Raw genomic sequence first — 12,739 nt, 5'->3', positions numbered from 1 at the left:
GGTCACGTTATTTTGTCGGTTTTTGTCAGGGAATCTTTTTTGTGAGGCAGGGCAGGAAGAGGTGAGATTTACCTTGTGGAAGGCAAAAATTGCGGTCATAGTTGACGGGATGAGTTGAGATAAAGCGCTTCAGCGAATATCAGAAATAGATACAAAAACGGCAGCCTTCGGGCTGCCGTTTTGCATTGAAGCACTATCAGGTGTTGCTGCTATTCGCGGCGATAATTTTCGCCACTTTTTCAGCCTGAGTGGTCATCTGCATCTGACGGTAAGCATTTTCCATCAGCTTCAGGCCGTCACGCGTTGCCTGAGTATCCGGGTAATCACGCAGCATACCTTCTACGCGGTTAACCACGGCAACCCATGCGCCACGGCGGGTATAGTATTCCGCAACGGAGTATTCATACTTCGCCAGGCGATCTTTCAGGAACACCAGACGTTTGGTCGCGTCGGTCACGTACTGACTGTTTGGATAGCCGCGCACCAGTTTGGAGAAGTCATTGAAGGCATCACGCGCATGCTGGGGATCACGATCGGAACGATCCACGCCGAAGAAGCCCTGCAGAGCACTGTCATCCAGCGCCATGTTGGTCAGACCGCGCATATACATGACGTAATCGATGTTAGGATGAGTCGGATTCAGACGCATGAAACGATCGATAGTTGCCTGAGCCAGCGGCAGGTCGGCATTTTTGTAGTAGGCGTAGATAAGATCTAACTGTACCTGCTGCGAATACGGACCAAATGGATAGCGATTATCCAACGCTTCCAGTTGCGTTATCGCCTGTTTCCAGTTACCGTCCTGCAACTTTTGTTGTGCAGTCGCATAGATTTCATTCGGCGGATTGTCAGGGACCTGTTCATTCGAACCGGAGCAGCCCACCAAAGCCAGGCTCAACGTGGCCGCTGCCACCAGATATTTCATGCGCGTCATGACGTTTTGACTTTCCTCAAATGTTTGTCCGGGAGAAACTCTGTTCCTGCTCCCGATTAAGACCAGCTACAATAGCACACTATATTAAACGGCAAAGCCGTAAAACCCAACGTTAAACAAAGAAGCAGTTTATGGCACAACGAGTAGAACTCACCGCAACAGTCTCCGAAAATCAGCTCGGTCAACGCTTAGATCAGGCTTTGGCCGAATTGTTCCCTGATTATTCGCGTTCACGCATAAAAGAATGGATCCTTGACCAGCGCGTGCTGGTAAACGGCAAGATCTGGGACAAACCAAAAGAGAAAGTGTTTGGTGGGGAAGCTGTTGCCATCAATGCTGAAATCGAAGAGGAAATCCGCTTCGAGCCGCAGGATATCCCACTGGACATCGTCTATGAAGATGATGACATTCTGGTAATCAACAAGCCGCGCGACCTGGTTGTTCATCCGGGGGCGGGGAACCCTGACGGTACGGTACTTAATGCGCTTCTCCATTACTATCCGCCGATTGCTGATGTCCCGCGCGCGGGTATCGTTCACCGTCTGGATAAAGACACCACCGGTCTGATGGTCGTGGCAAAGACCGTTCCTGCTCAGACCCGTCTGGTGGAATCACTGCAGCTGCGTGAAATTACCCGTGAATACGAAGCGGTAGCCATTGGCCACATGACCGCTGGCGGTACGGTAGAAGAACCGATTAGCCGTCACCCAACTAAACGCACTCATATGTCGGTGCACCCGATGGGGAAACCAGCGGTGACGCACTATCGCATTATGGAGCACTTCCGTATTCATACGCGCCTGCGCCTGCGCCTGGAAACCGGTCGTACGCACCAGATCCGTGTTCATATGGCCCACATTACCCATCCGCTGGTGGGGGATCAGGTATACGGTGGTCGTCCGCGTCCGCCAAAAGGCGCATCGGATGAGTTCATCAGCGTACTGCGCAAGTTCGATCGTCAGGCGCTGCACGCGACCATGCTGCGTCTCTATCACCCCATCACCGGTATTCAGATGGAGTGGCATGCGCCTCTCCCACAGGATATGGTGGAACTGATTGACGCCATGCGTGCTGATTTCGAAGAACATAAGGACCATGTGGACTGGTTATGACCAAACTGATTGTCCCGGAGTGGCCACTACCTGAAGGCGTGGCCGCCTGCAGCTCAACCCGTACTGGCGGAGTCAGCCAGGGCGCGTGGGAGTCGTTGAATCTCGGAGCACACTGTGGCGATAACCTGGATCATGTAGAAGAGAACCGCAGGCGTCTGTTTGCTGCGGGGAATCTGCCTTCGAAACCGGTCTGGCTGGAACAGGTTCATGGTAAAGCGGTGCTGAAGCTGACGGGAGAACCTTACGCTTCTAAACGCGCAGACGCCTCTTACAGCAATACTCCGGGCACGGTTTGTGCCGTTATGACCGCCGATTGTCTGCCGGTTTTGTTCTGTAACCGGGTAGGTACTGAAGTGGCTGCCGCGCATGCAGGCTGGCGTGGATTGTGTGAGGGCGTGCTGGAAGAGACCGTCGCCTGCTTTAACGATGATTCCGCCAATATCATGGCCTGGCTGGGCCCGGCGATTGGCCCTCGTGCTTTTGAAGTGGGGCCGGAAGTTCGCGAAGCATTCATGGAAAAAGATCCGCAAGCCGCTGAGGCTTTTCAGCCTTCCGGTGAAAAATATCTGGCAGATATTTACCAGCTTGCCCGTCAGCGCCTGAATAGCGTCGGTGTCACGCAGATCTTCGGCGGAGATCGCTGTACTTTCACCGAAAAGGGTGATTTTTTCTCTTATCGCCGCGACAAGACTACGGGTCGTATGGCAAGTTTTATTTGGCTGATATAACCTAAAGAATCAAGACGATCCGGAACGTGCCGTTTTCTTTTCACATAATTCAGATCATTAACCTTGAATAATTGAGGGATGACCTCATTTAATCTCCAGTAGCAAATTTGACCTGTTTATGGGAGGAGTTATGCGTCTGGATCGTCTTACTAATAAATTCCAGCTTGCTCTTGCCGATGCCCAGTCGCTCGCGCTGGGGCACGACAACCAATTCATCGAACCTCTTCATTTAATGAGCGCCTTGCTGAATCAGGAAGGGGGATCGGTACGTCCTTTATTAACGTCTGCTGGCATTAATGCTGGCCAGTTACGCACCGCTATCGATCAGGCACTGAGCCGTTTACCGCAGGTAGAAGGTACCGGCGGTGATGTTCAGCCGTCTCAGGATCTGGTGCGCGTGCTGAACCTTTGCGACAAGCTGGCGCAAAAACGTGGGGACAACTTTATTTCGTCAGAGCTGTTTGTTCTGGCGGCGCTTGAATCACGCGGTACCTTAACCGACCTGCTGAAATCTGCCGGTGCAACCACCGCCAATGTGACTCAGGCGATTGAGAAAATGCGCGGAGGTGAAAGCGTGAACGATCAGGGAGCCGAAGACCAACGTCAGGCTTTGAAGAAATTTACGGTCGATCTGACCGAACGTGCTGAGCAGGGCAAACTTGACCCGGTCATCGGCCGTGACGAAGAGATCCGCCGTACGATTCAGGTATTGCAGCGTCGTACCAAGAACAACCCGGTTCTGATTGGTGAGCCCGGTGTGGGTAAAACCGCCATTGTTGAAGGGCTGGCGCAGCGTATCGTAAACGGTGAAGTGCCGGAAGGGCTGAAAGGTCGCCGCGTGCTGGCACTGGATATGGGGGCGCTGGTGGCCGGGGCGAAATACCGCGGTGAGTTTGAAGAGCGTCTGAAAGGTGTGCTTAACGACCTGGCTAAACAGGAAGGCAACGTCATTCTGTTTATTGACGAACTGCACACCATGGTGGGGGCCGGTAAGGCCGACGGCGCGATGGATGCCGGGAACATGCTGAAACCAGCCCTGGCACGTGGTGAACTGCATTGCGTTGGCGCCACGACGCTGGATGAGTACCGCCAGTACATTGAGAAAGATGCTGCTCTGGAACGTCGTTTCCAGAAAGTGTTTGTTGCCGAGCCAAGCGTTGAAGATACCATCGCGATTTTGCGTGGTCTGAAAGAACGTTATGAGCTGCATCACCATGTGCAAATCACCGACCCGGCGATTGTGGCGGCGGCGACGCTTTCGCACCGTTATATTGCTGACCGTCAGTTGCCGGATAAAGCGATCGACCTGATTGATGAAGCGGCGTCGAGCATTCGTATGCAGATTGACTCGAAACCGGAAGAGCTGGACAGGCTCGACCGTCGTATCATTCAGCTCAAGCTGGAACAGCAGGCGCTGAAGAAAGAGTCTGATGAAGCCAGTAAGAAACGCCTCGATATGCTCAACGAAGAACTGGACGACAAAGAGCGTCAGTATTCTGAGCTGGAAGAAGAGTGGAAAGCCGAGAAAGCTTCACTGTCTGGCACGCAGACCATTAAAGCGGAACTTGAGCAGGCGAAAATTGCCATCGAACAGGCTCGCCGTGTGGGCGATCTGGCGCGAATGTCCGAGTTGCAGTACGGCAAAATCCCTGAGCTGGAAAAACAGCTTGAGATCGCCACGCAGTCGGAAGGCAAAACCATGCGTCTGTTACGTAATAAAGTGACGGATGCAGAAATTGCGGAAGTGCTGGCTCGCTGGACCGGTATTCCGGTGGCGCGCATGATGGAAAGCGAACGCGATAAACTGCTGCGTATGGAGCAGGATCTGCATCAGCGCGTGATCGGTCAGGACGAGGCGGTTGAGGCCGTCTCCAATGCCATCCGCCGTAGCCGTGCGGGGCTGTCCGATCCTAATCGCCCGATTGGTTCGTTCCTGTTCCTGGGGCCGACCGGTGTCGGTAAGACCGAGCTGTGCAAAGCACTGGCTAACTTTATGTTCGATAGCGACGATGCGATGGTGCGCATCGACATGTCCGAGTTTATGGAAAAACACTCCGTCTCGCGTCTGGTCGGGGCGCCTCCGGGATATGTCGGTTATGAAGAAGGTGGCTATCTGACAGAAGCGGTGCGTCGCCGTCCTTATTCCGTCATTTTACTGGATGAGGTGGAAAAAGCGCACCCGGATGTGTTCAACATTCTGCTTCAGGTGCTGGATGATGGCCGTCTGACTGACGGGCAGGGGAGAACGGTCGACTTCCGTAATACGGTCGTCATTATGACATCGAACCTGGGTTCTGATTTGATTCAGGAACGTTTCGGTGAGCTGGACTACGGCCATATGAAGGATCTGGTGATGGGGGTTGTCAGCCATAGCTTCCGTCCAGAGTTCATCAACCGTATTGATGAAGTGGTGGTGTTCCATCCTCTGGGTGAGAAACACATTGCGTCGATTGCGCAGATCCAGCTGCAGCGTCTGTACAAACGTCTGGAAGAGCGTGGATATGAAATTCACATCTCTGACGATGCGCTGAAATTGTTGAGCGAGAACGGTTATGATCCGGTGTATGGTGCGCGTCCGTTGAAACGTGCTATCCAGCAGCAGATCGAAAACCCGCTGGCGCAGCAGATCCTGTCCGGGGAGCTGATTCCGGGCAAAGTTATCCGTCTGGAAGCCAACGACGATCGCATTGTGGCAGTGCAGTAAGTCACAAAACGCAAAAACGAGCCGCTTGCGGCTCGTTTTTGTTTAAAAACCAGGCGAGAATTGAGGTCTGGGAAGCGTTTTGCCTGGAAAGTGAGCAGTCAGTAAATAATTTTCACTTTATCCTTGCAGGTTCGGAATTACTCCCTATAATGCGCCTCCACTGACACGGAACAACGGCACATACGCCGCCGGGTCAGCAGAGAAAAGCAAAATAAACGCTTGACTCTGAAAGAGGAAAGCGTAATATACGCCACCTCGCAACGGTGAGCGAAAGCCGCGTTGCACTGCTCTTTAACAATTTATCAGACAATCTGTGTGGGCACTCAAAGTGACATGGATTCTTAACGTCCTCGGACGAAAAATGAATACCAAGTCTCTGAGTGAACATACGTAATTCATTACGAAGTTTAATTCACGAGCATCAAACTTAAATTGAAGAGTTTGATCATGGCTCAGATTGAACGCTGGCGGCAGGCCTAACACATGCAAGTCGAACGGTAGCACAGAGAGCTTGCTCTCGGGTGACGAGTGGCGGACGGGTGAGTAATGTCTGGGAAACTGCCTGATGGAGGGGGATAACTACTGGAAACGGTAGCTAATACCGCATAACGTCGCAAGACCAAAGAGGGGGACCTTCGGGCCTCTTGCCATCAGATGTGCCCAGATGGGATTAGCTAGTAGGTGGGGTAACGGCTCACCTAGGCGACGATCCCTAGCTGGTCTGAGAGGATGACCAGCCACACTGGAACTGAGACACGGTCCAGACTCCTACGGGAGGCAGCAGTGGGGAATATTGCACAATGGGCGCAAGCCTGATGCAGCCATGCCGCGTGTATGAAGAAGGCCTTCGGGTTGTAAAGTACTTTCAGCGGGGAGGAAGGTGTTGTGGTTAATAACCACAGCAATTGACGTTACCCGCAGAAGAAGCACCGGCTAACTCCGTGCCAGCAGCCGCGGTAATACGGAGGGTGCAAGCGTTAATCGGAATTACTGGGCGTAAAGCGCACGCAGGCGGTCTGTCAAGTCGGATGTGAAATCCCCGGGCTCAACCTGGGAACTGCATTCGAAACTGGCAGGCTAGAGTCTTGTAGAGGGGGGTAGAATTCCAGGTGTAGCGGTGAAATGCGTAGAGATCTGGAGGAATACCGGTGGCGAAGGCGGCCCCCTGGACAAAGACTGACGCTCAGGTGCGAAAGCGTGGGGAGCAAACAGGATTAGATACCCTGGTAGTCCACGCCGTAAACGATGTCGACTTGGAGGTTGTGCCCTTGAGGCGTGGCTTCCGGAGCTAACGCGTTAAGTCGACCGCCTGGGGAGTACGGCCGCAAGGTTAAAACTCAAATGAATTGACGGGGGCCCGCACAAGCGGTGGAGCATGTGGTTTAATTCGATGCAACGCGAAGAACCTTACCTACTCTTGACATCCAGAGAACTTAGCAGAGATGCTTTGGTGCCTTCGGGAACTCTGAGACAGGTGCTGCATGGCTGTCGTCAGCTCGTGTTGTGAAATGTTGGGTTAAGTCCCGCAACGAGCGCAACCCTTATCCTTTGTTGCCAGCGGTCCGGCCGGGAACTCAAAGGAGACTGCCAGTGATAAACTGGAGGAAGGTGGGGATGACGTCAAGTCATCATGGCCCTTACGAGTAGGGCTACACACGTGCTACAATGGCGCATACAAAGAGAAGCGACCTCGCGAGAGCAAGCGGACCTCATAAAGTGCGTCGTAGTCCGGATTGGAGTCTGCAACTCGACTCCATGAAGTCGGAATCGCTAGTAATCGTAGATCAGAATGCTACGGTGAATACGTTCCCGGGCCTTGTACACACCGCCCGTCACACCATGGGAGTGGGTTGCAAAAGAAGTAGGTAGCTTAACCTTCGGGAGGGCGCTTACCACTTTGTGATTCATGACTGGGGTGAAGTCGTAACAAGGTAACCGTAGGGGAACCTGCGGTTGGATCACCTCCTTACCTTAAAGAACCTGCCTTTGCAGTGCTCACACAGATTGTCTGATGAAAAGTAAATAGCAAGGCGTCTTGCGATTGAGACTTCAGTGTCCCCTTCGTCTAGAGGCCCAGGACACCGCCCTTTCACGGCGGTAACAGGGGTTCGAATCCCCTAGGGGACGCCACTTGCTGGTTCGTGAGTGAAAGTCGCCGACCCCCATATCTCAAAACTCATCTTCGGGTGACGTTTGAGATATTTGCTCTTTAAAAATCTGGATCAAGCTGAAAATTGAAACGACACACATATTATGTGTGTTCGAGTCTCTCAAATTTTCGCAAACCGATGATGAATCGAAAGAAACATCTTCGGGTTGTGAGGTTAAGCGACTAAGCGTACACGGTGGATGCCCTGGCAGTCAGAGGCGATGAAGGACGTGCTAATCTGCGAAAAGCGCCGGCGAGGTGATATGAACCTTTGACCCGGCGATGTCCGAATGGGGAAACCCAGTGTGTTTCGACACACTATCGTTAACTGAATACATAGGTTAACGAGGCGAACCGGGGGAACTGAAACATCTAAGTACCCCGAGGAAAAGAAATCAACCGAGATTCCCCCAGTAGCGGCGAGCGAACGGGGAGCAGCCCGGAGTCTGAATCAGCTTGTGTGTTAGTGGAACGGTCTGGAAAGTCCGACGGTACAGGGTGATAGTCCCGTACACGAAAATGCACAGGTTGTGAACTCGAAGAGTAGGGCGGGACACGTGGTATCCTGTCTGAATATGGGGGGACCATCCTCCAAGGCTAAATACTCCTGACTGACCGATAGTGAACCAGTACCGTGAGGGAAAGGCGAAAAGAACCCCGGCGAGGGGAGTGAAAAAGAACCTGAAACCGTGTACGTACAAGCAGTGGGAGCCTACTTGTTAGGTGACTGCGTACCTTTTGTATAATGGGTCAGCGACTTATATTCTGTAGCAAGGTTAACCGTATAGGGGAGCCGAAGGGAAACCGAGTCTTAACTGGGCGTTAAGTTGCAGGGTATAGACCCGAAACCCGGTGATCTAGCCATGGGCAGGTTGAAGGTTGGGTAACACTAACTGGAGGACCGAACCGACTAATGTTGAAAAATTAGCGGATGACCTGTGGCTGGGGGTGAAAGGCCAATCAAACCGGGAGATAGCTGGTTCTCCCCGAAAGCTATTTAGGTAGCGCCTCGTGAACTCATCTTCGGGGGTAGAGCACTGTTTCGGCTAGGGGGCCATCCCGGCTTACCAACCCGATGCAAACTACGAATACCGAAGAATGTTATCACGGGAGACACACGGCGGGTGCTAACGTCCGTCGTGAAGAGGGAAACAACCCAGACCGCCAGCTAAGGTCCCAAAGTCATGGTTAAGTGGGAAACGATGTGGGAAGGCACAGACAGCCAGGATGTTGGCTTAGAAGCAGCCATCATTTAAAGAAAGCGTAATAGCTCACTGGTCGAGTCGGCCTGCGCGGAAGATGTAACGGGGCTAAACCATGCACCGAAGCTGCGGCAGCGACGCTTATGCGTTGTTGGGTAGGGGAGCGTTCTGTAAGCCGTTGAAGGTGGCCTGTGAGGGTTGCTGGAGGTATCAGAAGTGCGAATGCTGACATAAGTAACGATAAAGCGGGTGAAAAGCCCGCTCGCCGGAAGACCAAGGGTTCCTGTCCAACGTTAATCGGGGCAGGGTGAGTCGACCCCTAAGGCGAGGCCGAAAGGCGTAGTCGATGGGAAACAGGTTAATATTCCTGTACTTGGTGTTACTGCGAAGGGGGGACGGAGAAGGCTATGTTAGCCGGGCGACGGTTGTCCCGGTTTAAGCATGTAGGCGGAGGTTCCAGGTAAATCCGGTACCTTATTAACGCTGAGGTGTGATGACGAGGCACTACGGTGCTGAAGTAACAAATGCCCTGCTTCCAGGAAAAGCCTCTAAGCATCAGGTAACACGAAATCGTACCCCAAACCGACACAGGTGGTCAGGTAGAGAATACCAAGGCGCTTGAGAGAACTCGGGTGAAGGAACTAGGCAAAATGGTGCCGTAACTTCGGGAGAAGGCACGCTGATATGTAGGTGAAGCCCCTGCGGGTGGAGCTGAAATCAGTCGAAGATACCAGCTGGCTGCAACTGTTTATTAAAAACACAGCACTGTGCAAACACGAAAGTGGACGTATACGGTGTGACGCCTGCCCGGTGCCGGAAGGTTAATTGATGGGGTTAGCGGCAACGCGAAGCTCTTGATCGAAGCCCCGGTAAACGGCGGCCGTAACTATAACGGTCCTAAGGTAGCGAAATTCCTTGTCGGGTAAGTTCCGACCTGCACGAATGGCGTAATGATGGCCAGGCTGTCTCCACCCGAGACTCAGTGAAATTGAACTCGCTGTGAAGATGCAGTGTACCCGCGGCAAGACGGAAAGACCCCGTGAACCTTTACTATAGCTTGACACTGAACACTGGTCCTTGATGTGTAGGATAGGTGGGAGGCTTTGAAGCGTGGACGCCAGTCTGCGTGGAGCCAACCTTGAAATACCACCCTTTAATGGCTGGTGTTCTAACGTAGACCCGTGATCCGGGTTGCGGACAGTGTCTGGTGGGTAGTTTGACTGGGGCGGTCTCCTCCCAAAGAGTAACGGAGGAGCACGAAGGTTAGCTAATCCTGGTCGGACATCAGGAGGTTAGTGCAATGGCATAAGCTAGCTTGACTGCGAGAGTGACGGCTCGAGCAGGTGCGAAAGCAGGTCATAGTGATCCGGTGGTTCTGAATGGAAGGGCCATCGCTCAACGGATAAAAGGTACTCCGGGGATAACAGGCTGATACCGCCCAAGAGTTCATATCGACGGCGGTGTTTGGCACCTCGATGTCGGCTCATCACATCCTGGGGCTGAAGTAGGTCCCAAGGGTATGGCTGTTCGCCATTTAAAGTGGTACGCGAGCTGGGTTTAGAACGTCGTGAGACAGTTCGGTCCCTATCTGCCGTGGGCGCTGGAGAATTGAGGGGGGCTGCTCCTAGTACGAGAGGACCGGAGTGGACGCATCACTGGTGTTCGGGTTGTCATGCCAATGGCACTGCCCGGTAGCTAAATGCGGAAGAGATAAGTGCTGAAAGCATCTAAGCACGAAACTTGCCCCGAGATGAGTTCTCCCTGAGACTATAAGTCTCCTGAAGGAACGTTGAAGACGACGACGTTGATAGGTCGGGTGTGTAAGCGCAGCGATGCGTTGAGCTAACCGATACTAATGAACCGTGAGGCTTAACCTTACAACGCCGAAGCTGTTTTGGCGAAGAGAGACGATTTTCAGCCTGATACAGATAACAGAATTTGCCTGGCGGCTTTAGCGCGGTGGTCCCACCTGACCCCATGCCGAACTCAGAAGTGAAACGCCGTAGCGCCGATGGTAGTGTGGGGTCTCCCCATGTGAGAGTAGGGAACTGCCAGGCATCAATCAAGAAGAACCCCGTACCGTAAGGTGCGGGGTTTTTTGCTTTGGGTTTTTTTCCCCTGGCCTTTCTCTTAATCTCTTACCCTGCTAATGGAATGTGTGATCCCTGTCTCAATGTTATTTATAACAAAATTATAACATTTCATTTACGAGGTAATTGAGTCTCCTGGCTCAATACACCGCTGTTTATGGCAGGAGCATAATCGCAATGACAGAAAGTATTACATCAAACGGGACGCTGGCTAACAGTGATACCCGAAGAAGGGTATGGGCAATCGTCAGCGCCTCTTCCGGGAATCTGGTTGAATGGTTTGACTTCTACGTCTACTCATTCTGTTCACTCTACTTCGCACATATCTTCTTCCCGTCCGGCAACACCACAACACAGCTACTACAAACGGCAGGGGTATTTGCCGCCGGATTCTTAATGCGACCCATTGGGGGCTGGCTGTTTGGGCGTATTGCGGATCGTCGCGGGCGCAAGGCCTCCATGCTGATCTCGGTTTGTATGATGTGCTTTGGATCTCTGGTGATCGCCTGCTTACCAGGGTATGAATCGATCGGGACATGGGCGCCTGCGCTGCTTTTGCTGGCTCGCTTATTCCAGGGACTATCGGTGGGCGGTGAATACGGTACCAGTGCGACCTACATGAGTGAAGTTGCCCTGGAAGGCCGCAAAGGTTTTTACGCCTCATTCCAGTACGTCACACTCATTGGTGGTCAATTGCTGGCGATTCTTGTGGTGGTGATCCTGCAGCAGATCCTGACAGACGAACAACTTCACACATGGGGATGGCGAATTCCTTTCGCACTGGGCGCAGCACTGGCGATTGTCGCACTTTGGTTACGCCGTCAGTTAGATGAAACCTCGCAGAAAGAGGTCAGGACGCTAAAGGAGGCGGGAACATTCAAAGGATTATGGCGAAACCGCAAAGCTTTCCTGATGGTGCTGGGCTTCACTGCGGGCGGCTCTCTCAGTTTTTACACTTTCACCACCTATATGCAAAAGTATCTGGTGAACACCACCGGAATGCACGCAAACGTCGCCAGCGTTGTTATGACAGTGGCACTTTTTGTCTTTATGCTCATACAACCGATTATCGGTGCGCTTTCCGATAAGATTGGTCGCCGTACGTCAATGCTGATCTTTGGTGGGCTGTCAGCGCTGTGTACTGTCCCTATTTTGACAGCCCTTCAGCATGTCTCCTCGCCATATGCCGCATTTGCACTGGTGATGCTGGCGATGGTGATTGTCAGTTTCTACACCTCGATCAGCGGAATACTGAAAGCCGAAATGTTCCCGGCACAGGTACGAGCGCTAGGGGTAGGGCTCTCTTATGCGGTAGCCAATGCGCTGTTTGGCGGATCGGCGGAGTATGTAGCGTTGTCTCTTAAATCATGGGGAAGTGAAACGACATTCTTCTGGTACGTGACGGTAATGGGGGCGCTGGCCTTTATTGTCTCCCTGATGCTGCATCGCAAAGGGAAGGGCATTCGTCTTTAATAATGCGCCATCTGCCAGACGGCATAGCCGGTGGTTGCACCGGCGACGTCCCAGGCGAAATCTTTCCAGCTCCAGCCGCTCCCCGCGGGGCGGCTATCCCACAGTTCTTTTGATGCTCCAAGGCTTACTGAGAACATCAATCCTATCGCTGCGCTCCGGTCCCGGCTGTATCCCTGATGCTGTGCATATTCGTTACCGGCTGCAGACAGCATTGCGGAGGCGAGGAAGTGCTGAGCCTTATCCTGTCCGGACCAGCTATCGTTGGCCATATGGCTGCAGCCACTCAGAAAGAGGACGCTCAGTAGCAGAGAAGTACGCATCAACGGGCTCCATAAAAAAGCCCTGCG

The 12,739-nt window shown here is 52.9% G+C and carries 6 protein-coding genes, 1 tRNA gene and 3 rRNA genes; 8 read left to right on the top strand and 2 right to left on the bottom strand.

Going from position 1 to position 12,739, the window contains the following annotated elements:
- Positions 1-196 precede the first annotated feature (196 nt).
- Entirely contained in the window at positions 197-934 is a 738-nt protein-coding gene (bamD, locus tag G0034_RS17460) for an outer membrane protein assembly factor BamD (RefSeq protein WP_014884865.1), read from the bottom strand.
- 131 nt (positions 935-1,065) lie between these two features.
- Between bamD and rluD the strand changes: the two genes are divergently transcribed.
- The 8 genes from rluD to G0034_RS17420 all read left to right on the top strand — a co-directional run bounded on the left by rluD (position 1,066) and on the right by G0034_RS17420 (position 12,392).
- Positions 1,066-2,046 carry a 23S rRNA pseudouridine(1911/1915/1917) synthase RluD gene (rluD, locus tag G0034_RS17455; RefSeq protein WP_014884864.1) on the top strand — a complete coding sequence of 327 codons (981 nt, stop codon included), beginning with the start codon at positions 1,066-1,068 and terminating at the stop codon, positions 2,044-2,046.
- Positions 2,043-2,774: a purine nucleoside phosphorylase YfiH gene (gene yfiH, locus G0034_RS17450; protein ID WP_045135202.1), complete on the top strand. Its 732-nt coding sequence runs from the start codon at positions 2,043-2,045 to the stop codon at positions 2,772-2,774. Before rluD ends, yfiH begins: the two co-directional genes overlap by 4 nt.
- A 130-nt stretch (positions 2,775-2,904) precedes the next feature.
- Positions 2,905-5,478, top strand: coding sequence for an ATP-dependent chaperone ClpB (gene clpB, locus G0034_RS17445; RefSeq protein WP_014884862.1), 2,574 nt, complete (start codon positions 2,905-2,907; stop codon positions 5,476-5,478).
- A gap of 429 nt (positions 5,479-5,907) precedes the next feature.
- A 16S ribosomal RNA gene (locus G0034_RS17440) occupies positions 5,908-7,447 on the top strand.
- 85 nt (positions 7,448-7,532) lie between these two features.
- Positions 7,533-7,608, top strand: a tRNA-Glu gene (locus G0034_RS17435).
- Between the two features lie 192 nt (positions 7,609-7,800).
- Positions 7,801-10,706 (top strand): 23S ribosomal RNA (locus G0034_RS17430).
- A 64-nt stretch (positions 10,707-10,770) separates the two neighbouring features.
- A 5S ribosomal RNA gene (gene rrf / locus G0034_RS17425) occupies positions 10,771-10,886 on the top strand.
- The 16S, 23S and 5S rRNA genes sit together here with 1 tRNA gene alongside, the layout of an rRNA operon.
- A gap of 210 nt (positions 10,887-11,096) precedes the next feature.
- Positions 11,097-12,392 carry an MFS transporter gene (locus G0034_RS17420; RefSeq protein ID WP_023331104.1) on the top strand — a complete coding sequence of 432 codons (1,296 nt, stop codon included), beginning with the start codon at positions 11,097-11,099 and terminating at the stop codon, positions 12,390-12,392.
- Here G0034_RS17420 and G0034_RS17415 read toward each other — a convergent pair.
- Entirely contained in the window at positions 12,389-12,712 is a 324-nt protein-coding gene (locus G0034_RS17415) for a YfiM family lipoprotein (protein ID WP_014884860.1), read from the bottom strand. The genes G0034_RS17420 and G0034_RS17415 overlap by 4 nt on opposite strands.
- Between the last annotated feature and the right edge of the window lie 27 nt (positions 12,713-12,739).

Source organism: Enterobacter sp. T2 (genome assembly GCF_010692925.1).
Taxonomy (GTDB): Bacteria; Pseudomonadota; Gammaproteobacteria; order Enterobacterales; family Enterobacteriaceae; genus Enterobacter; species Enterobacter kobei.
Note: the sequence above shows the minus strand (reverse complement) of the source record. Positions and strands in the feature narration are given on the sequence as shown.